Annotated in this window: 20 protein-coding genes, 2 pseudogenes and 1 riboswitch; of the genes and pseudogenes, 21 read left to right on the top strand and 1 reads right to left on the bottom strand. The window is 44.7% G+C overall.

Annotation, left to right across the window (positions count from 1 at the left end):
• Positions 1-54 precede the first annotated feature (54 nt).
• Genes AC0L6V_RS07480 through AC0L6V_RS07450 form a run of 7 tightly spaced genes read left to right on the top strand, consistent with a single transcriptional unit; the run spans position 55 to position 3745 of the window.
• Positions 55-669, top strand: a complete 615-nt coding sequence (locus AC0L6V_RS07480) for a DUF2291 family protein (protein WP_265220808.1) — start codon at positions 55-57, stop codon at positions 667-669.
• On the top strand, positions 666-1073 hold the full coding sequence (locus AC0L6V_RS07475) for an ATP-binding cassette domain-containing protein (RefSeq protein WP_418138886.1): 408 nt from the start codon (positions 666-668) through the stop codon (positions 1071-1073). The genes AC0L6V_RS07480 and AC0L6V_RS07475 overlap by 4 nt, the downstream gene beginning before the upstream one ends.
• Positions 1060-1203 (top strand): ATP-binding cassette domain-containing protein, encoded by a 144-nt coding sequence (locus AC0L6V_RS07470; protein ID WP_418138885.1) that lies wholly within the window; start codon positions 1060-1062, stop codon positions 1201-1203. The genes AC0L6V_RS07475 and AC0L6V_RS07470 overlap by 14 nt, the downstream gene beginning before the upstream one ends.
• Complete coding sequence (locus tag AC0L6V_RS07465) at positions 1200-1583, top strand: sugar ABC transporter ATP-binding protein (RefSeq protein WP_265220811.1); 384 nt, start codon at positions 1200-1202, stop codon at positions 1581-1583. The genes AC0L6V_RS07470 and AC0L6V_RS07465 overlap by 4 nt, the downstream gene beginning before the upstream one ends.
• Entirely contained in the window at positions 1555-2193 is a 639-nt protein-coding gene (locus AC0L6V_RS07460; RefSeq protein WP_418138884.1) for an ATP-binding cassette domain-containing protein, read from the top strand. Before AC0L6V_RS07465 ends, AC0L6V_RS07460 begins: the two co-directional genes overlap by 29 nt.
• Before the next feature lies 1 nt (position 2194).
• Entirely contained in the window at positions 2195-3259 is a 1065-nt protein-coding gene (locus tag AC0L6V_RS07455; protein ID WP_111606095.1) for an ABC transporter permease, read from the top strand.
• 45 nt (positions 3260-3304) lie between these two features.
• The gene (locus AC0L6V_RS07450; protein ID WP_123096770.1) at positions 3305-3745 is read left to right on the top strand and encodes an RbsD/FucU family protein; all 441 of its coding nucleotides are present in this window, start codon (positions 3305-3307) and stop codon (positions 3743-3745) included.
• A 91-nt stretch (positions 3746-3836) separates the two neighbouring features.
• Here the strand turns inward: AC0L6V_RS07450 and xylA are convergent, their stop codons facing one another.
• Entirely contained in the window at positions 3837-5156 is a 1320-nt protein-coding gene (gene xylA, locus AC0L6V_RS07445; protein ID WP_111606093.1) for a xylose isomerase, read from the bottom strand.
• A 199-nt stretch (positions 5157-5355) separates the two neighbouring features.
• On the opposite strand from xylA, the gene AC0L6V_RS07440 reads away from it, so the two are divergent.
• The 14 genes and pseudogenes from AC0L6V_RS07440 (at position 5356) to AC0L6V_RS07375 (ending at position 21564) form a co-directional block, all read left to right on the top strand.
• On the top strand, positions 5356-5613 hold the full coding sequence (locus tag AC0L6V_RS07440) for a DUF4160 domain-containing protein (RefSeq protein ID WP_265220813.1): 258 nt from the start codon (positions 5356-5358) through the stop codon (positions 5611-5613).
• Positions 5614-5616: 3 nt separating this feature from the next.
• Positions 5617-5869, top strand: a pseudogene (locus tag AC0L6V_RS07435) (DUF2442 domain-containing protein).
• A gap of 614 nt (positions 5870-6483) precedes the next feature.
• A complete protein-coding gene (locus AC0L6V_RS07430; RefSeq protein ID WP_418138883.1) occupies positions 6484-7962 on the top strand; it encodes a 3'-5' exonuclease in 1479 nt (492 codons plus the stop codon).
• A 169-nt stretch (positions 7963-8131) separates the two neighbouring features.
• Positions 8132-8620, top strand: a complete 489-nt coding sequence (locus tag AC0L6V_RS07425; RefSeq protein WP_265220816.1) for a GNAT family N-acetyltransferase — start codon at positions 8132-8134, stop codon at positions 8618-8620.
• A gap of 265 nt (positions 8621-8885) precedes the next feature.
• Positions 8886-9488: a superoxide dismutase gene (locus tag AC0L6V_RS07420; RefSeq protein ID WP_265220817.1), complete on the top strand. Its 603-nt coding sequence runs from the start codon at positions 8886-8888 to the stop codon at positions 9486-9488.
• 2 nt (positions 9489-9490) lie between these two features.
• A complete protein-coding gene (locus AC0L6V_RS07415; RefSeq protein WP_265220818.1) occupies positions 9491-10381 on the top strand; it encodes a ZIP family metal transporter in 891 nt (296 codons plus the stop codon).
• Positions 10382-10570: 189 nt separating this feature from the next.
• Positions 10571-10678: riboswitch (guanidine-I (ykkC/yxkD leader) on the top strand.
• A gap of 62 nt (positions 10679-10740) precedes the next feature.
• The gene (locus AC0L6V_RS07410) at positions 10741-11793 is read left to right on the top strand and encodes a putative urea ABC transporter substrate-binding protein (RefSeq protein WP_265220819.1); all 1053 of its coding nucleotides are present in this window, start codon (positions 10741-10743) and stop codon (positions 11791-11793) included.
• A gap of 63 nt (positions 11794-11856) precedes the next feature.
• Entirely contained in the window at positions 11857-12675 is an 819-nt protein-coding gene (locus AC0L6V_RS07405) for an ABC transporter permease (protein ID WP_265220820.1), read from the top strand.
• 23 nt (positions 12676-12698) lie between these two features.
• Positions 12699-13497 (top strand): annotated as a pseudogene (locus AC0L6V_RS07400) (ABC transporter ATP-binding protein).
• Entirely contained in the window at positions 13494-14210 is a 717-nt protein-coding gene (locus AC0L6V_RS07395; RefSeq protein ID WP_265220824.1) for an urea amidolyase associated protein UAAP1, read from the top strand. The pseudogene AC0L6V_RS07400 and the gene AC0L6V_RS07395 overlap by 4 nt, the downstream one beginning before the upstream one ends.
• 2 nt (positions 14211-14212) lie before the next feature.
• Positions 14213-14854: an urea amidolyase associated protein UAAP2 gene (locus AC0L6V_RS07390; protein WP_265220825.1), complete on the top strand. Its 642-nt coding sequence runs from the start codon at positions 14213-14215 to the stop codon at positions 14852-14854.
• Between the two features lie 107 nt (positions 14855-14961).
• Positions 14962-18633 carry an urea carboxylase gene (gene uca, locus AC0L6V_RS07385; RefSeq protein WP_409419610.1) on the top strand — a complete coding sequence of 1224 codons (3672 nt, stop codon included), beginning with the start codon at positions 14962-14964 and terminating at the stop codon, positions 18631-18633.
• Complete coding sequence (gene atzF, locus AC0L6V_RS07380; protein ID WP_409419609.1) at positions 18630-20471, top strand: allophanate hydrolase; 1842 nt, start codon at positions 18630-18632, stop codon at positions 20469-20471. The genes uca and atzF overlap by 4 nt, the downstream gene beginning before the upstream one ends.
• A 124-nt stretch (positions 20472-20595) precedes the next feature.
• The gene (locus AC0L6V_RS07375) at positions 20596-21564 is read left to right on the top strand and encodes a transposase (protein ID WP_265220829.1); all 969 of its coding nucleotides are present in this window, start codon (positions 20596-20598) and stop codon (positions 21562-21564) included.
• Positions 21565-21943: the final 379 nt, after the last annotated feature.

Raw genomic sequence — 21943 nt, 5'->3', positions numbered from 1 at the left:
ACAACCTGACTCGGAGTCCTCGCCTATGAGGGCTCCGGCTCTTTGGGTATCATTATGTCTTATAAAAAACTCTTTCAATGTATCGGGCTTATTGCCTGCCTTAATCTGCTGACAGCCTGTACTGTTACGGACTTAGATGCTGAAGGCAATCCTATTATCCCTAAAGATCCAAATGCCGTGGTTAGCTTTGCAGACTTTACTTTGTCGGAAGTAGCCGATCAGCTTTGGCAGCCAAAAGTCTTGCCTGAAGCAACACAAGCATTCACCCCGTGGGAAAGCATTAAGTCCCAGTTGGATGCGCAGCAAATTAACACCAAGCAAAGCTTTTTTGTGCGTTTAGATGGCACCATCGAAAGCGTGGATTTAGGCAAAATGAAAGGCGTGGTTAAGCTTAAAGTAGGCGATACCAATATCGATCTGCAAGTTGGTCGCATCATCAAAGGTAATGCGATTCGTGATGCCTCTCAATATGTGTTGTTTGATGATTTTAAAAACCAAATTCGTTTCGCTCAAATCTCCCGAGAGTTGAACAATCGCGCTATGGCGGCTATTGGTGAACCAGATGCTAGCTGGGTCGGTGAAACAGCTTCTGTTATTGCTGCGATTACCATAGATCAAAACGTCATCAGTGATGCTGTGCCAATACAGATTACTCGTGGAGGCAAATGATGAGCCAAGCTAACGCAGACATCGTCATTCGCGCTGAAAAAATCTCCATGATTTACCCAGGCACTATCGCGTTAAACGAAGTGGATTACCGAGTTTATCGTGGCAAGGTGAACGTCATCATAGGCGAAAATGGCGCGGGTAAATCCACCTTGATGAAAATTCTGGCGGGTGTTCAGCAGCCAAGCAAGGGTACTATTTATCTCAACGATGAAGCCGTGTCTTTTCAGCACACACGGGACGCTGCTGCCAAAGGCATTGGCATGGTGCATCAAGAGTTGAATCTGTTTGGCAACCTCACGGTGGCGGAAAATATTTTCTTGGGACGGGAAAAACAGCGAGGCCTGCTGCCGCTAGACACAGCGGAGCAACATCGAGTGACTGCTGAGCCTCATGGCGCGTCTTGATCAAGACATTGCGCCATCTGAATTACTGTCTAACTTGAAAGTTGGTCAGCAGCAGTTGATTGAAATCGCCAAAGCCTTGGCCGATGAAGCCGATGTGCTGATTTTGGATGAAGCTCCACTTCGGCGTTGAGTAAAACCGAAGTCGAGCTGCTTTTCAAAGTGATTCGAGATTTAACCGCTCAAGGTGTTTCTATCATCTATATCTCCCATCGCTTAGAAGAGCTGATGGCGATTGGTGATTACATTACGATTTTACGCGATGGGTATTTCCAATCTGAAGCGCAGGTCAAAGACATCGATGTGCCGTGGATCGTCAGAGAAATGCTGGGTAGCGATCCGGTGTCTACTTTCTTAAAACCAGGTCGTGAATTTGGCGAACCGGTGCTCAATGTCAAAAACATTAAGCTGATCAACGAAATGGGTCATACCTTGGTTGATGACGTGTCGATGAATGTGAAATCCGGTGAAATTGTGGGCGTGTATGGAGCTCATGGGAGCGGGTCGAACTGAGCTAATGGAATGTCTGCTTGGTTTGCAAGAATACTCAGGTGACGTGAAGATTGCGGGGCATAAAGTGCCTGCGAAAATGGACACCAGCGAACGCATTAAATTGGGCATTTGTTTGGTACCAGAAGATCGAAAAAAGAACGGTATTTTTCCCATTTCGTCAGTGAGCAATAACATGACGATTTCGAGCTTGTGGCGTCGACTTAAGCATCGTTTTTCCATCGATGAAAAAGCCGAAGCCGAGGCGGTGACGTCCGCTATTGGCGATTTATCCATCAAGGTATCGTCTCCTGATATTGAAATACGCGCATTGAGCGGTGGTAACCAACAAAAAGTGGTGATTGGTCGAACCTTGTTAACCAGTCCGAAAGTGTTGTTATTGGATGAGCCAACGCGTGGCATTGATATCGGTGCCAAGGGCGACGTGTTTAACATGATGGTGACACTTTCAGAGCAGGGAATCGGCGTGTTGTTCTCAACCTCTGACCTGAAAGAAATCATGGCGGTTTCTGATCGCATTCTGGTGATGTCCGGAGGCAAACTAACCGCCAATATACTTCGATCTGAAGCCACAGAATCTGCACTTGTGTCAGCAAGCGCGCAAGGACTTTAATATGAAAATTTCTCAAAATATGGCGTCTCAACCATCGTCGGTTTTCTCTGGCGAAAGTCTGTTATTACTGGCGTTAAAAATGCGCACCTTTATTGCGTTGTTTTTAATCCTCGCTTTCTTCACCTTTATGGTACCGGGTTTCTTGGCGGCGAGTAGCGTGATCATCATGGTGAAGCACATTGCCATCAACGCCTTTTTGGCACTTGGTATCACCTTCGTTATTATCACCGCAGGTATCGACCTTTCTATTGGTGCGATTCTGGGATTTTGTGGCATGGTTGCGGGTTGGCTGATTACTAAGGGAATCGTCTTGCCGATGTTTGGCATCGCCATTTTTCCTAGCGTTTGGCTGATTGTTCCTATCGTTTTGGTTATCGGTGGTTTGATAGGCGCTGTTAACGGTATTTTGATCACCCGTTATAACGTCGCGCCTTTTATTTGTACCTTGGGCACCATGTATGTTGTGCGTGGCGCGTCCATGTTGTTGTCTGGTGGTGAAACCTTTACGGGTTTATCCGGTAATGAACAGCTGGGCAATACGGGGTTTGAGTTAATTGGTTCTGCGAAACTCTTGGGTTTACCTTACGCCATTTGGATGATGTTTATCCTTGCCGGCGTGATTGCCTACATCGCCAAAAGAACGCAATTTGGTCGTCACGTGTTTGCCATTGGGGATAACGAACATTCTGCCGAATTGTCTGGTGTGAAAGTGCGCAGTGTCAAAGTTTGGGTTTACACCATTTCTGGTTTTTGTGCGGCGATTGCGGGCATTGTGGTGTCTTCACAGTTGGTGGCTAGTCATCCAGCAACGGGTGTCTCTTTTGAAATGAACGCCATTGCCGCCGTGGTATTAGGTGGAACCTCATTGGCTGGTGGTCGCGGCACCATTATGGGTACGCTGATTGGCGCTTTCGTGATTGGTATTTTAGCCGATGGTTTGGTGATGATGGGCGTGAGCGAATTTTGGCAAATGGTGATTAAAGGTGTGGTGATTATTCTTGCTGTCATCATCGACCAAAAACAAAGCCGCTTACAGCATAAAGCCGCCATCGTGCAGCAAAAATAGATTATCAATATTTGCTTTCAGCCTATCTGTGATTAGGGAAAAAACATGCTAAAAAATATAGATCCTTTGCTAAGTGGTGAATTACTGAACGTGTTACGTACTATGGGTCACGGTGATGACATCGTTTTGGTTGATCGTAATTTTCCAGCGGCTTCGATGGCGGCTGGAAAACCAGTTATTCGTTTAGATGGTGTGAACGTCATTCAAGCCGCTAAGGCAATTTTATCGGTACTGCCGTTGGATACCTTTGTTGAGCAGCCTGTGACTCGTATGCAAGTGGTGGGCGAAGACGAATCTGTGATGCCAGAAGTGCAGCAAGAATTCGCCGCTGTTTTAAAAGCGGCTGACAGTGACAATGCGGAAATGGGGTCGTTAGAGCGTTTTGCTTTTTATGACGCAGCAAAAAAAGCCTACGCTTTTGTTGTGACTGGCGAAGGGCGAGGTTACGGCTGCTTTCTATTGAAAAAAGGCGTGATCTTTTCTTAATTTTTCGTAAAACCAAGTCATAAAAAACACAGGCCAGCTTTCGTTGGCCTGTGTTTTTTTGTCTTTATTGGTTCAGCTCTTACGAATGAACCTATTTAAAAATATAGCCATTCACCATGTTTTCTAGCATCTCTTGACGACCAGACACTGGCTTAGGATCGATGTTGTTTTTCTCGGCGTATTCCGCAAGATCTTGCAATGTGTGTTTGCCCGCTAGAATATCGGCACCCAAGGTGTCATTCCATTTCGCATAGCGTTGATCTACAAAGTTCGCCAATTTCTCATCTTCGATCATTTTCACCGCCCGTTCTAATGACAGGGCCAAGGTGTCCATGGCGCCAATGTGACCGTGGAATAAATCTTCCAGATCCATCGATTGACGACGTAACTTGGTGTCGAACATGTAGCCGCCCGTTTTGAAACCGCCCGATTTTAGAATTTCATAAGTAACCAGCGTGTATTCTTCCACACTAGTTGGGAATTGGTCTGTATCCCAGCCTAATTGCGCGTCGCCTTGGTTGGCGTCGACAGAGCCAAGAATACCCAATGAGCAAGCCGTGGCAATTTCATGGTGGAAACTGTGACCTGCCAAGGTCGCGTGGTTGGCCTCGATGTTGACCTTGATCTCTTTTTCAAGACCAAACTCTTTTAAGAAGCCATACACCGTCGCCGTATCGTAATCGTACTGATGCTTGGTTGGCTCCGCGGGTTTTGGTTCGATCAACAAGGTGCCTTCAAAACCGATTTTGTATTTGTGCTCAACCACCATTTGCATGAAGCGGCCAAGCTGAGCGCGTTCGCGTTTTAGATCGGTATTCAATAGGGTTTCATAACCTTCACGGCCGCCCCACAGAACGTAGTTTTCGCCTTTAAGGGCTTTGGTGGCGTTCATCGCATGAAATACCTGAGTCGCTGCGTAAGCAAAGATTTCAGGGTTCGGATTGGACGCTGCGCCAGACATGTATCTTGGATTGGAAAAAGCATTCGCCGTGCCCCACAATAGCTTGATGCCAGTGGCTTCTTGCTTGGCCTGAAGAACCTCAACCATTTGCGCGAAGTTATTAATGTACTCTTTGATCGTGCGGCCTTCTGGGCTGACGTCCACATCGTGAAAGCTGTAATAGGGCACACCCAGTTTAGTGAAAAACTCAAAGGCAGCATCGGTTTTTAGCTTTGCTGCTGCCATTTCTGAATCCGCTTTAAACCAAGGACGATCAAAGGTATTTGCGCCAAATACATCGCTGCCTTGCCAACAGAACGTGTGCCAATAACATACCGCCACGCGTAAATGCTCCGCCATGGTTTTCCCCATCAACACCTTGTTCGCATCGTAATGTTTGAACGCAAATGGGTTGTTTGAACTCGCGCCTTCGTACTTGATAAATGGCACGGTTTTGAAAAATTCGCTCATTTTAAAAACTCCTGACTATTGTTATTTTTTGTCCCTACGAATCATTGATTTTTTAGACTGGAGCATCAATTACGAAATTTTCTGAGCGCGTTATTGAATTTGTTGGGCATTTTGTGTGGAGTTGTATGGGTTAATGGCTTTGCTCCGATCGGGGAAGTTGTAATAAGATTAGGGAACAATTATTACGGAGGGCAAAGGAATGCCAGTTATTAGTCGTTTTTACGGTATATTGATTGCTATGTATTTTAATGATCATAATCCACCACACTTCCATGCGAAGTATTCAGGGTATGAAGCGTTATTCGCATTTGATGGGAGGATACTTGAAGGGAGTCTACCGAAACGTGCATCTGCTTTTGTTCAAGAATGGATTGCAATGCATCAAGCAGAACTAGAAGAGAATTGGTCTCGCGCGAAAGCGGGTGAACCTCTAAATGACATTGCCCCATTGGAGTAAACAATGCTGCATATTACGTCCGCTAAATATTTATCAGGCTATAAGTTGTGGATTGCCTTTGATGATGGAACCTCAGGAGAAGTGGATTTGGCCAATGAGGCTCAAAGGCTCGATGTTCGAACCTCTTAAAGATTTGGCCGAGTTTCAGAATGTCTCTGTCGATCCAGAGCTAGAGACTATTGTTTGGCCTAACGGCGCAGATTTAGCACCAGAGTTTTTAAAGGTATTGCAGAAAAAGCAGAGTAGTGCGTTTTAATATAAATTTGAGTTTAAACAGTCACATTTTAAATTTTTTGTTCAGTCTTAATCCTATTCTTAAAAATAGGAAGCAGAGGAAAAAGAGATTAATTTGAGTGACTGAAATAGTTGTGAAGTTATTTTTTCAGTCATCGGGTCAATTGGTTTCGTTAGTAGGTGTAATCTTGGCTTATATTGAATCTAAAAATCTGCTAGCTCTGTTGCTAAGGTTGAGGGTGTGAGGTATGAAATTATCAGTCAGTGTGAATTAATTAAAGTATCAAGAGTTCACCTCGAAACTGTATGAACTCTTTAAGTAACTTTTATTAAAATTGATGACTTTTAGTTGTTTAAACCGAATAGTTGGTTTTAATTTATAGGAAGTTTCCATCGAGATTGAAGCGTGTGCGATTTTTAAAAGAGAAGAATCCAAAAAAATTGAAGGACGATTATGGATGGAAATGAAGTTATCATTATTTTTATGGCAATTATATGGATCCCTCTATGTTTATGGTTGTTAATTAAAATGCCTAACGCAAGAAAGTGTGGTTCATGCGGCCAACCTTTAAATATTCAACGTCAAAAAACGTATCATTTTTTTATAGATAAAAAAAATATTGAGATATGTAGAAATTGTTCCAAAAAATAACTCCATTCATTCCTGGAGAAATTAATTTTAAGAAAAATAGTCCAGTTAGTATCAGTGTTGAAAACAATTCAATTAGTGAAATTATTGAAGAAATAAATCCAAAAAATAGAAGTGGCATAAAGCAAAAAGTTGGCCTTGTCAGTGCTCTTGATAAAAGTATTTCAACTAGTGAAGTGTTTGAAGAGATAAATCCAAAAACTAGAAATAGCATGCCGCAACAAGTTTGCCAAATTAGTGCTCTTGGTGAAAATATTTCAATTAGTGAAGTGCTTGAAGAAATAAAGGCTAAAAATTGTCTTTGGCTGGATACCGAAACTACAGGCCTTTCTAGTAATGATGAAATTATTGAAATATCAATATGCACGCATGATAAACAAGTTGTTTTTGACTCAATACTAAGCTCAAAAGTTACCTGTAATGCACAAGCTAGGGCTGTACACGGTATAACTGATGAACAAATTTCTAATGGAATGCCGATAGAGTCAGCGAAAGCGATCTTACTTAAATTGTTGGAAGGGAAAACGATAATATCGTTTAATGTAGACTTTGATTGTCAAATGCTATTTCAAACCATTGGGCTGAAAACTAACAAAAGATTCTGTGTAATGAAGTGGAGTCAATCTGTTCTTGATTACGAAAGATGGCCTCGACTTGAAAAAGTTTGCGAACGGCTTAACATTAAACAGCTAGAAACACATCGTTCTTTTTCTGATACTATTACTACCATTGATGTATTCAATAAGCTGCTTGATCTTACAAGTAATCATAAATCTCTTCTACGTGACTTTGCATCGATTGATCTAAACACTATAGATCGACTGGACGATGGTGATACTCTATTTTTATCGCCTAATTCAAATATCTTTGCTTTTGATCGTCTCATAGACCGATATGGGAACGATATTATTGGCATCCGTTCAAAGGCTCTAAAGAGGATGCTTAAAAAAGAAGGAACAAGGGTTTTTGTAAAAAATACTCGTAAAGGAAAGACGTTAAAAGTTCAATATATTGGTGAACCTGATATGCGGCTGCCAATATCCATGGGAGAGTTGAGCAATAGATTGGGTATGTTGAAATTAAAGAAAACCAATCCAAATAAATACTTAAAATTAAATGCAACGATTGCTCTATCAAGTATAAATAAAGCTACAAATAATGTTGTAGATGGCATGTGCTATTTTCCTTCAATTGCTATTAACGCAAAGATATATGAAGACTTAGAGTGTTTGCCAATTTTTCATAACAGCGACAGAGATAGCATTGCTTTTATAATCACCCACCCAAAAAGCACACTGAAAAGGTTATTTGCTCTGGGATTACAAGGATACTCATCAATTCTAACAGTGGTTGAGCATGATAAAAAAATCACCATTACTGCTTATCATCTTCTGGATGCACAAAACATAACTATTTTAAATAGTTGGAGCCTTGATGGAGAGAAGGCATGGTCAGGTGATTACTAATCAACAACAAATTAAAGAATACCAAGCCACCCACCTTTAGAAGCCAGTCATAGCAAGGGATTGGGTTTTACTTGGTGATTAAATGCTGCAAATAATGCTTCTGTTTTTGTGAAAATGATGAATACTGAACAGGCAAGTTTGTTTTCGTCTAGTATGAATCGGAGTGGTTATGTCTTTTTTAGTGTCTATGTCAAAAGCCTTTTTTGCTTCTTATATTGAAGAGTTGATTGTGCAGTATGCGCGAGAAAATGTAGAGTCTGGTCGTTGGCAGAAAACAGGATCATTGTCCCGAGCCAGACGAGATATAGAAAGATTGTTACCGCGTGGAATCGACACGGACAACAATCATTTTTTTGAAATGAGAGTACCAGAAGAGAGCGAAACAGTCGGTATGATATGGCTGTCGTTAGAGAACAGTAGTACTACGAGTACGGTGTTTATTTACGATTTAGAAATCAAGGCAGAACATCGCCGCAAGGGCTATGCCAAGCTTGCTCTCAAGGAAATCGAAGACTTCGCCGCAACGCACAATATCGTCAATATTGGCTTGCATGTGTTTTCTCATAATGACGCGGCCCAAAAGTTGTACGCTAAAATGGGTTATGAAACGGTCAGTGTGAATATGGTCAAGAGAATAGATCAAGCGACAATGCCATAGCGCTGGTTTTGTATCTGCGTTCAACTCTGATTGCTTCAAGCGCTGCGTTGCTCAGCGCTGATCCTTGTATCCTCAACGTTATTTTTCCCTATAAATCATTGTCTGTTTAGACTTGAATTTCCTTGGCCTTTATTTCTGAGGCGGTGGCATAAAAATCCGTAAAGAGTCGAGCCTCTCGCCGCGAGCGTAAAAAAATAGGATTTGCATTTTCTATTAATAGAAATAATAATGATTCTTCTTATCGTTATCTATTTTGGAGAATAAGATGCCTTTTACCTTACCCGAATTGCCTTACGCTTATACCGCTTTAGAGCCGCACATTGATGCGTTGACGATGGAGATTCATCACAGTCGTCACCATCAGACTTATGTGAATGGATTAAATGCTGCTCTAGAAGGAACAGCTTATGCGGATTGGTCTCTTGAGCGTTTGTTGCGCGAGATTGCGTCATTGCCAGAAAACGTTCAGGGGGCGGTGCGCAATCATGGTGGTGGTCATGCGAATCACAGTTTGTTTTGGTTGGTGATGTCACCAGAAGGGGGTGGGGAGCCACAAGGACCATTAGCAGACGCGATTCAGCAAAGCTTTGGTAGTTTTGAAGAATTTAAACAACTGTTTATTAAGGCGGCATTGAGCCGATTTGGCAGTGGTTGGGCTTGGTTGGTGAAAGATCAGCAAGGTAAATTGCAGGTGACCAGCAGCGCCAATCAAGACAGCCCATTGATTGATGGATTGACACCGATTTTAGGCTTGGATGTTTGGGAACACGCTTATTATTTGCAGTATCAAAATAAACGTCCTGACTACGTTGCGGCATTTTTTAATGTCATCAACTGGTCGCAAGTCGCTGTGTGGTTTCAGGAGTAAGCATGAAGTTGACTCTGTTGTCGTTACCTAAGATCCGCGTGAGAAAGTGGATCGGAAGCATCATTTTAGTACTAGGTGCTTACACCGCCATCGATCAGTTTGTGGTGTTGTTACAACAACATTCTCAGGTGCGTTATGCTTTTTATGCGGGTGTTGTGGCGGCAGCGGCGACGGCTATGGGCGCATTGCCTGCTTTGTTTCTGCATCGCTTATCGCAAAAATTGCATGACGTTATGCTGGGGTTTGGTGCTGGGGTAATGTTGGCGGCTTGTATGTTCTCTCTGATTATCCCTGCTTTGGCGTTGTTGGAAGGCAGTGGTGCTTCGCCATGGTATAGCTCCAGCTCTGTTGGGGTGGCAATTCTGCTTGGTGGCGCATTTATGTTGGTGTTGGAACGGCTTGTACCACACCAACATTTTATTAAAGAGGAAGACAGGTTACGTGGTCAGACTTTGCGGCGCAGCTGGTTATTTGTTTTTGCCATTGCTCTGCATAATATCCCGGAAGGTTTGGCGATAGGTGCGTCTTTTGCCAGTGGTAATGTGTCGGCGGCTACAGCGTTGACAACAGGTATCTCGATTCAGGATATTCCTGAAGGATTAGTGGTTGCCATGGCGTTGTTAGCCGTGGGCTACAGCCGTTTATTGGCGGTGGGTATTGCTGTGCTGTCAGGTTTGACGGAGCCTGTTATGGCCGTTATTGGTTCGGTGGTGTTGGGGGAATCTAGCGTATTGTTGCCTTTAGGGTTGGCTTTAGCGGCTGGTGCTATGTTGTTTGTGATCAGTCATGAAATGATTCCTGAATCTCATCGTCAAGGTCATGAGTTGGCGGCAACAAAAGGCTTAATGTTGGGTTTTGTGCTTATGATGCTGTTAGATACGGCGTTGGCTTGATTGCATAAAAGTGGTGCACTAATGACGAAATGGGCTTTTTTGGCCCATTTTTTGTTGTTTGTTAGTGACTGGTGGTGTCAAAAAAATGCCTTGGGCCTTTAAAATAAAGCGTTCTGTATAACTGGCACACAATCTGCTACATCAAAAATGTTCGTACCCTTGGAAAGTCGAACATTACAATTTAGATTATCAATAGAGAGCTAGGGTTCCGATTTCGATCTTATCGAAATGACTGGTCCGAGAGCTTTCGACCTTGACAGTTTCAAGGTTACACGGCGGGACAAAAGCCCAGGAGACCACATGGCGATATGGCCAAGGGTACTCCGTGTGTAATTAAACAAACTGAAAAGGTAGCTTCCATGAAAAATTCCGCAAAAAAAGTAACCGTTCTACTGTTTACGCTTCTCCTGTCTGCAAACACCTTTGCTGCTGATAAATTTAAAGTGTGTTGGTCTATTTATGTCGGTTGGATGCCTTGGGCCTATGCGGCGCAAGAAGGTATTGTGAAAAAATGGGGCGACAAATATGGTATCGACATCGATGTGGTGCAAATCAATGATTATGTCGAATCCATCAACCAATATACCGCAGGCCAATTTGATGCCTGTGCGATGACGAACATGGACGCGCTGACCATTCCGGCGGCGGGTGGCATCGATAGTACGGCATTAATTGTTGGGGATTTTTCTAACGGTAATGATGCGGTTATCTTAAAAGATAAAAACCAGTTGGCGGATATTAAAGGGCAGAATGTCAATTTGGTCGAATTGAGTGTGTCTCATTATTTGCTAGCTCGTGCCTTGGACTCTGTGGGTCTTAGTGAGTCCGATGTGAAGGTAATTAACACATCTGATGCTGACATGGTGTCTATTTATGGAACCCGTGATGTGACGTCCGTGGTGACTTGGAATCCTTTGCTAAGCGAAATCACGTCCATGCCTAATTCAAACAATGTGTTTGACTCTTCACAAATCCCTGGTGAAATCATCGATATGCTGGTCGTTAATACCGATACGCTTAAAACGAATCCTAATTTAGGTAAAGCCTTGGTGGGTGCGTGGTATGAAGTCATGGCGTTAATGAGTGGTACGGATCAAGCAGCGATTGATGCGCGTACTGCCATGGCGGAAGCCTCTGAAACGGATTTAGAAGGCTACGATGCACAACTTGCCAGCACGAAAATGTTTTACACCCCACAATCCGCGTTGGCTTTAACAAACAGCAAAGAATTGATGGCAACCATGCAACATGTTGCGGAATTCTCTTTTGACCATGGTTTATTAGGTGATGGCGCGCCAGATGCCGGTGCCATTGGTATTGAAACATCAGCAGGTGTGTTTGGTAACGCCGACAATATCAAACTTCGCTTTGACCCCACTTACATGCAAATGGCTGCTGACGGCCAACTCTAATCATCCAAAGTAAACGCTCTGCTTAATTAACGATGTTTAAGTGGAGCGTCATGGGATAAAAGCATGAAAAAACTCATAAATTATAAGCCGAATCGAACGAACGTCATCTTACTGGGATTATTGCCATTCGCCTTGCTCATCCTCGTGTATATGGTGAACTCAGATGCCCGGCTGGCTATTAATCCAGACGACAAACTGTTACCAGCGTTTAGCCAAATGGGAGAGTCCATGTATCGCATGGCATTTGAACCCAGTAAGCGTTCTGGTGAGTTGTTGTTTTGGCAAGACACGGCAAGCAGCTTGACGCGTTTGGCTTTGGGGGTCGTGATTGCCGCCATTGTTGGCTTGTTTGTTGGGGTATTAACGGGTGCCTTGCCTATTTTTGCAGCGGGCTTTTCGCCTTTGCTTACGGTTGTGTCACTGGTGCCACCACTGGCCTTGTTACCGATTTTATTTATTGTCGTTGGCCTTGGTGAAGTGTCAAAAATCACCTTGATTGCAATAGGGATAACGCCCTTTATTGCCCGAGATATCCAGCGACGTACTCAGGAGATTCCAGCTGAGCAACTGGTGAAAGCACAAACCTTGGGGGCCAGTACCAGCCAGATTCTAATCCGTGTGGTATTGCCGCAAATTATGCCGAAGCTGATTGATGCCATTCGTTTGTCTTTAGGGGCGGGGTGGTTGTTTTTAATCGCGGCGGAAGCCATAGCGTCAACAGATGGGCTGGGTTATCGAATATTTTTGGTGCGTCGTTATTTGTCTATGGATGTGATTTTGCCTTATGTGGCGTGGATTACACTGCTGGCATTTCTGGTGGATTACCTGCTCAGTAAATTAAACCGTCGACTCTTTCCTTGGAGTGTGGAGGCGCAATCATGAGCGAGAAAAAAGTAGCAAGAACCATGATTCAAGCGAACAACATCGGCAAGCGTTATGGTCAAGATATTATTCTTGAGCGTGTCAATGTCAGGGTGCAAGAAGGAGAGTTTGTCACTTTAGTTGGCGCGTCTGGCTGTGGCAAAAGTACTTTTTTGAAAATGATCTTAGGTATTGAATCGGCCACTGAAGGCGAGTTGCTTTTGGATGGTAAGCCGATACCCAATGAGCCAGGTTCAGATCGCGGCATTGTATTTCAGCAATATTCGGTTTTCCCGCACATGACGGTGTTGGAAAATGTCATCGCGGCAAAAGGTTTTCAAAAGTCGTCTATTACTGGTTACTTGTTTGGTAAAGAGAAAAAAATCGCCAAGCAAGAAGCCAGTGAAATGCTAGCGCAAGTGGGTCTTGGTCATGCTTTAAATCGCTATCCCCATGAGTTGTCTGGCGGTATGAAGCAGCGTCTTGCTATTGCCCAAGCGGTGATATGTAAACCGCGTATTTTGCTTCTAGATGAGTCCCTTTGGTGCGTTAGACCCTGGCATTCGAGCGGATATGCATACCTTGGTATTGGATCTTTGGCGCAAGCATAAGCTGACTATTTTTATGGTCACTCATGATCTGAAAGAAGGCTTTTACCTCGGAACGCGTTTATGGGTGTTTGACAAACTACGCCATGACCCTCATGCACCAAATGCTTATGGTGCTTCTATTACCTATGACTTACCAGTCGGCCATATGGCTGAGCCACTTTTTGACGAAATTGATCAACGTATTCGGCCGCTCTCCAATGTTGACCAGAATACGGAGGACACTGCATTATGAAGAAATACAAAACCCTTATCCCCGCTGCCAGTCATTGGTCGCTTCGTGTGCGTCGAGGAATGCAAATGACTCTGACGGATATGGAAGGTGAGGCCAATGTGGGCATGGTGTTTTACAACCCAGAAAACGTACTGGAGCGTTACAACGCACCTGACACCTTAAAAGGTCAACATACTTTTAAACTCACTAAAGGTGATTGTTTATATTCCGATATGGGGCGTATTTTTGCTTCCATCATTGAAGACACTGTTGGCTGGCACGAGACGGTCAGTGGTAACTGTCATGCTTCACACATCGAATCGAAGTGGGGTAAACGTGACTATCAAAATGATCGTAATGATTGGATGCAAAATGGCCACGATGCCATGTTGGTAGAAATGGCTAAATACGGTTTAAGCAAAGCCGACATTGTGGCGAATTTGAACTTATTTAGCCGAGTGGGTACCGACGCCGAGGGCAATATGTCCTTGGTAGAGGGCAATAGCCCAGCGGGTTCCAGTGTCACCTTACGTTTTGAAATGGACACCTTGGTAATACTGCATACTTGTCCGCATCCATTGAGCAAAGCAACAGACTACCCAAGAAAGCCGATTTTTGTCTTGTTGGAAAAAGCCGCGCCTGTGGCAGAAGATGACTTTTGCAAAATATCTCGCCCTGAAAATCAACGGGGTTTTGCCAATAACGAACTTTATTACTTTGGTGCGGGGGCCTAATCATGATCAAAGAAAGCCTATTAAAAGCAGAAAGCGCCAATGCGATTTACCACGTGGATGCCGGTGATTATTTTATCGGCGTCGTGAAAGCAGGTTCTACGTTTCGAATTGTTGACTTAGAAGGCAACCAAGCCGCGGATACTTTGTTTTACAACGCTAATGATCCGGCTGAACGCTACAGCGCCACCGATACGATTCGTGAACAAGGTAATGTGTATTTAACCGCTGGGTCGGCAATCCGCTCCAATCAAAACAATGTCATGTTGGAAATCGTCGCTGATACCTGTGGTCGCCATGACACCTTGGGCGGCGCTTGTGCTACCGAGAGCAATACTGTGCGTTATGACTTAGAAAAACGCTGCATGCACGCCTGTCGAGACAGCTGGATGTTGGCGATTGCCGAAAACCCAGAATTTGGTTTATCGAAGCGCGACATCAGCCACAACATCAACTTCTTTATGAATGTGCCTGTTACGGAAGCGGGTGGTTTGACCTTTGAAGACGGTATTTCTGCACCAGGTAAATACGTGGAAATGATCGCTAAAATGGATGTCATTGTGTTGATTTCCAATTGCCCACAGTTAAATAACCCTTGTAACGGCTATAACCCAACGCCAGTGGATATGTTGGTTTGGAATGCTTAAGGGATCTGTTCAGACGGTAATTGTCGTTATTTCAATAGTCTATATCAACTCAGTGGACGGCCACTGATGTTTATCTCGCTCCAGGACGGCCCGGCCAAGGTTGAACCATGTTTAACAAGGTTTTAATTGCTAACCGTGGCGCTATCGCGACACGTATTATTCGTACTCTCAACAACATGGGTATAGGCTCGGTGGCGGTATACGCTGAATCTGATGCGAAGAGCTTACATGTCAAACGCGCAGATGAAGCGTTTTCTTTAGGCGAAGGTGGTGCCAGTGATACCTATTTGGATATGGAGAAAATCCTGCGCATCGCCAAACAGTCTGGTGTTCAAGCGATTCATCCAGGGTATGGTTTTTTGAGCGAGAATGCGTCCTTTGTGCGACGTTGTGAAGAAGAAGGTGTCGCGTTTATTGGCCCCACCGCTGAACAAATGATTGAATTTGGCCTAAAGCATCGAGCACGTGAATTAGCCGAAAAAGCCAAGGTGCCATTATCGCCAGGTTCTGAACTGCTCACTGATTTAGAAAGTGCTTGCCAAACAGCCAGTCAGATTGGCTATCCAGTGATGCTGAAAAGTACGGCGGGTGGTGGTGGCATTGGTATGCATTTATGCCACGATGAGAAAGGCCTGAGAGACAGCTTCGATTCCGTACGTCGTTTAGGTGCTAATAACTTTGCCGACGATGGTGTTTTTTTAGAGAAGTTCATTGCTCGCGCTCGTCACATCGAAGTACAGATTTTTGCCGATGGTAAAGGCGGTGCATTGGCTCTGGGCGAGCGAGATTGTTCCAGCCAACGTCGTAACCAAAAAGTCGTCGAAGAGTGTCCCGCGCCAAATTTAACCGACGACGTGCGTAAACAGCTTCATCAAACCGCAGAACTATTATTGTCATCTGTTCAGTACCGTAATGCTGGAACGGTCGAATTTATCTATGATATGGACACTGATAAATTCTATTTCCTTGAAGTAAATACGCGTTTGCAGGTTGAACACGGCGTGACGGAAATGGTTTACGGCGTAGACTTGGTGGAATGGATGATACGCCTTGCCGCTGGCGAAGACCTTGCGCTAGAAGAGAAACGTGTTTCGCTTAAAGCACATGGACATGCGGTACAAGTACGTTTGTATGCGGAAGATCCTTATAAAGATTTTCAGCCTTGTGCTGGCTTATTGAGTCAGGTTCAGTGGCCGCTTGCTAACACTAATTCTGATGCTGTCGCGGGTGTTCGCATCGACTCTTGGATCGAAACCGGCATTGAAGTGTCGCCTTACTTTGATCCTATGCTCGCCAAAGTCATCGTTCATCAAGAAGATCGCGATGCCGCCTTTGCTAAACTCAAAACGACGCTGGAAAACTGCGTTTTATATGGCACAGAAACCAATCTAGATTATCTCAAGCAATTGGTTGTTGATTCTCTGTTGTTACGTGGTGAAGTGAGCACTCGTTATCTTAATGCATTTGTCTATCAACCTAAACGCATTGATGTGTTAAGTGGAGGAACTCAAACCACGTTGCAAGATTTTCCTGGCCGTCAACATCATTGGAATGTTGGCGTACCGCCTTCAGGCCCATTCGATAATTATCATTTCCGTTTAGCGAATCGCTTGCTTAATAATCTGGATTCGGCCGCGGCCATGGAAATTACTCTACAAGGCCCAAGCTTAAAATTCAGCTTTGAAACCTGTCTTGTGGTTTGTGGGGCAGTGATTGACGCGAAAATTGATGGACAAGCCATCGAGCAAAATACTGTGGTCACCATACAAGCGGGTGAAACGTTAACCTTGGGGCGAATCAAAGAGCAGGGTGCGCGGGCGTATTTAGCCGTGGCGGGTGGTTTTGATTGCCCAGATTATTTAGGCTCAAAGTCGACCTTCACCTTAGGGCAATTTGGTGGTCACAACGGTCGTGCTATTCAAACGGGTGACGTGTTGCATGTGCTTGAATCTCAGGGATCACTAGCTTCTAGTGCTTTGCCTGCTGAGTTGATGCCAGTACTTGGCAATCAGCATGAATTGCGGGTAATTTACGGCCCTCATGGCTCGCCCGATTTCTTCACCCCTGAAGACATCGAGATGTTCTTCGGTACAGACTGGGAAATTCACTACAACTCCAGCCGCACGGGCGTTCGTTTGATTGGCCCGAAACCCAAATGGGCACGTAACAACGGCGGTGAGGCAGGGCTTCATCCATCGAATATTCACGATAATGCTTATGCGTTCGGTAGCGTCGATTTTACGGGCGACATGCCAGTGATTCTCGGGCCAGATGGTCCATCTCTTGGTGGTTTTGTCTGCCCTGCGACTGTTATTACGGCGGATTTGTGGAAGCTTGGTCAGTTACGTGCAGGCGATAAAATCCGTTTTATTCCTGTGACCTTGGAAGACGCCGTGGTGTTAGAAGCCTCGCAAAATGAAGGCTTAGCTAATCTATCGGCGTTTGAACAAGCTGTTTCACCTTGTGAGTTTTCTTGTGAAGTGCAGACGCCGATTCTGAAAACCTTATCGGCGGACCGTTTCGGTGATGAAATTGTCTACCGTGCGGCGGGCGATCATTTCTTGCTGGTGGAATATGGCGAGCAAATGCTCGATATTCGTCTGCGCTTTCGTGCTCATGCCTTGATGCAATGGTTAGAGCAGAACCCGTTAAACGGCATGCGAGAGCTTACGCCTGGAATTCGCTCCTTGCAGATTCATTACGACAGCCAACAGCTGAGTTACACCGATTTATTAGCCCATTTAGAAGCGGCGGAGCAAGCATTAAGCACACAGCTTGATGAACTCACCGTGCCGTCAAGAACTGTCTATTTGCCACTGTCTTGGGATGATAAAGCCTGCCAAGAAGCCATCGATAAATACGCCCAATCCGTGCGCTCTAACGCGCCTTGGTGCCCAAGTAACCTAGAGTTCATTCGTCGTATTAACGGCTTAGACAGCATTAACGATGTGAAAGATATCTTGTTCAGCGCGAGCTATTTAGTCATGGGCTTGGGGGATGTGTATCTCGGTGCGCCAGTGGCCACGCCGGTGGATCCTCGTCATCGTCTCGTGACCACTAAATATAATCCAGCGCGTACATGGACGGCAGAAAACTCGGTTGGTATCGGTGGTTCTTATTTGTGTGTGTATGGCATGGAAGGGCCGGGCGGTTATCAATTTGTCGGCCGTACGCTACAAATGTGGAATCGCTACCGTTTGACCAGCGCCTTTAGTAAACCTTGGTTATTGCGATTTTTCGACCAGATTCGCTTTTACGAAGTGAGTCACGAAGAACTTGATCAGATCCGTAAAGATTTTCCGCACGATACTTTTCATGGAAATAAGAGCCCAATACGAATCGAAGAAAGCACCTTTTCCCTTTCTGACTATCAGGCGTTTATCGATGACAACAGCGACAGCATTGATGACTTTAAAAAAATTCGTAATCAGGCGTTTGAAGACGAGCTAGCGCGCTGGCACGCCAATGGACAATTCCATTTTGATACGGACGAAGGTGAAGCCGTCGCCACAGACATCACTTGGAGTGAAGACGCTACCGTCGTTGATAGCCCAGTCTCCGGCAGCGTATGGCAAACCCAAGTGAAAGTAGGTGATCAAGTGAAAGCGGGGCAACTTCTGGTGGTTTTAGAATCCATGAAAATGGAGATTCCTATTTATGCGACATCGTCTGGCGTGGTGTCCGATTTGCTATTAAAAGACGGTAGTCGCGTCAACGCCGGCCAGGCCATCGTTGTGCTAGAAGAATTAGTGACGGAATTAGTGGAGGGAAAAGCATGAGCATCAGTATGACGACTAACAATACAAGTGAGAACACATTAGACATGGGGTTCAGCGCCTTGCGTGAGTCTTATAAAACAGGTATAGCAACACCAACCAGCGTGATGGCCGACATTCGTCAGCGCGCGGCTGATTATAAAGATCACAATATTTGGATTCATCTATTAACCGAATCGGAACAAGCGGTTTGGCTGGATGCTTTAAAAGACAAAGACATGGACACACACCCTTTATGGGGGATTCCCTTTGCCATTAAAGACAATATTGATCTGGCGGGTATTCCCACTACTGCGGGTTGTGAAATCTTTGCTTACACGCCAAAAAAATCATCTCAAGTGGTACAGCAGTTGATCGATGCTGGGGCGATTCCAGTAGGTAAAACTAATCTAGACCAATTTGCCACAGGCTTGAATGGTACACGTTCACCTTATGGAGCTTGCCATAACGCTTTTAATTACGATTATATCAGTGGTGGCTCCAGCTCGGGATCCGCTGTTGCTGTTGCTCTTGGGTTAGCGAGTTTCAGTTTGGGAACAGATACGGCTGGTTCCGGTCGTATTCCAGCTTGCTTCAATAACTTGGTTGGCGTGAAGCCGAGCATCGGTTTGTTATCGGCTACAGGTATGTTGCCGGCTTGTCGTAGTTTGGATTGTATGACGATTTTTGCCTACAACACGGACGATGCCAATATTGCTTTGGGGGCGGCAGAAGGTTTTGATGAGAGAGACGGCTATAGCCGTCAGAACCCATTTGATAACCAAGCACGTCATTATGGTTTACGTACTGGCCCTTTGAAAGTAGGCGTGATTCCAGCTCATCAATTGAAATTCTTCGGTGACAAGAGCTACGAAAAAGCCTACTTGCAAACCTTGGCGTTATTGAAAGAACAGGGCTTTGCTTTCCAAGAAATTGACTACGCGCCGTTCGATGAAATCGCCCAACTTTTGTACGAAGGTCCTTGGGTGTCCGAGCGTTATATTGCTACTCAGCCATTAATCGATGAGAACCCAGACGTGATTTTCCCTGTGGTACGCGAGATCATCTCACCGGGCGGCAAACCGCCAGCAACATCATTGTTTAAAGCACAATATCGCATTAATGATTTGAAGCAAATTTGCCTAGCGCAAATGGCACAGGTCGATTGTTTGCTGACACCTACAGCAGGTCGTCACTTTACCGTGGCAGAAATGCTAGTGGAGCCGATTAAACGAAATAGTGAGTTGGGTTATTACACCAACTTTATGAACTTGATTGACTTGGCTTCCATCGCCGTACCTACAGTGATGACAGAGAACGACATGCCATTTGGTATCACGCTCGTTGGGCCAACTTTTAGTGATCGTATGTTGATGTCCATTGCTAACCGCATTCAGCAAGCGCTTCCACTTAAAAAAGGGGCTTTAGAAGTAATGGCGACGCCAAGCAACACGACACCAGTGGGTAATAATCAAACCATCGATGTGATGGTTTGCGGTGCCCACTTAGAAGGCCAACCGCTCAACTGGCAATTAACCGAACGCGGCGCTAAGCTGAAAAGCAAAACCACCACAGCGCCGGTTTATCGTATGTATGCTTTGGCAGGCGGCCCACCGCTGCGTCCTGGATTGCTATTGGACGAATCGAATGGGGCGGCGATCGATGTCGAAGTTTGGTCTGTACCGACGACAAACTTCGGCAGCTTCGTCGCTGGTATTCCAGCTCCCCTTGGTATCGGTAAAGTCAGATTGGCAGACGGCAGTCAGGTGGCAGGTTTTATTTGTGAACCTTATGGCATGGAAAACGCGAAAGACATTACGCACTTAAATAGTTGGCGAGCGTATTTAGCTACATTGGAATAGTCTTTTTTTTCAAAGCCACCCACCTTTGCAAGTCAGTTAAATCAAGGGGTTGAGTTTTGACTTGCTGAATCATAAATATACTGTATATAATTACAGTATATTTTCTCAGGAAGAGGGAGCCATTATGCCGCAGCCAAGAAGTCAGCAAATCAACGTTAGTGATACGCCATACTACCATTGTGTTTCTCGTTGTGTGCGACGGGCCTTTTTGTGTGGTGAAGATCCGTTTTCAGGTGACAGTTTCGAGCACCGTCGTGGCTGGGTTGAAAACAGGTTGCTGTTTTTAGCCGGCCTCTTTTCTATCGATATATGCGCTTATGCTGTGATGAGCAATCACCTTCATGTGGTACTGCATGTCAATGTTGAAAAAGCGGCGAAATGGTCGACACTAGAGGTGTTAGAGCGTTGGCATAAGCTTCATAAAGGCACTGTATTTACGCAACAATATGTAAAAGGTGAGGTGTTGCCTGAGTTTGCGTTAAGCCTAGTCGAGGCTTCAGCAGAGACATTTCGCAATCGGCTGATGGACATCAGTTGGTTTATGAAAGAGCTTAATGAGCCAATTGCACGACAAGCTAACGCCGAAGACAACTGTACAGGAAGATTCTGGGAGGGCCGTTTTAAATCTCAAGCGTTACTGGATGAAGCGGCATTGATTGCCTGTATGGCTTACGTGGACCTCAACCCAATACGAGCCAAGGTAAGCGATGCGCCAGAAGAGGCCGACTTTACCAGTCTTAAAAAACGTGTGGACTCAGCTAAGATGCAAAGGCAGCCAAAGCGATTGTTGCCTTTTATTGGTAATCCGAGAGAAAACATGCCTAATGGCTTGCCATTTTTCTTATCTGATTACCTAGAATTGGTCGATACGACGGGACGTATTATTCGAGATGATAAACGAGGTGTAATAGATGGGTCATTACTGCCCATTCTTCAACGGCTTAATATATCATCAGAGAATTGGCTGAGCATTACGACACAGTTTGGTGAAAAAACAGGTCATGTCGTCGGTAAGGAGCATTCAATCGCCTATTATTGTGAAGCGCATCAGCGACAGCGTAAACCTCGAGGCAGCGCTAAGCTCCTTGCTTAAATAAAATCTTAAACTGCCAATCATGTATTAGGGTTGTTTTCAAAACCGCCTTGTCTTGCCTTGTCTGAAATCCTATTAAATGCACTTTTTCTAGAGTTGAAGATTGTCATCCCACGTTTCGCTTACTTATATCGTCAATTGTCGCTATTTTATCTGTGTGCTCTGGTAGTAATCTTTGATTATTAGAGTGTGTGTCTTAGTTAATAGTTAAAATGTGTGTCCTAATTGTTGGTAGACAAGCTTTGATTATTAGAGTGTGTGTCCTGGTTGTTGTTTGAGTATTAGAATGTGTGTCCTAGTTGTTGATGTATTTGGAGTGGAGGAGGTTGGGGTTAGATTCTTTTTTAGGATATTTACGGTGAATTTGTTACAGTTTGCC

The organism is Marinomonas sp. G8-14 (genome assembly GCF_055808935.1).
This window is presented reverse-complemented; position numbering and strand designations above follow the sequence as displayed.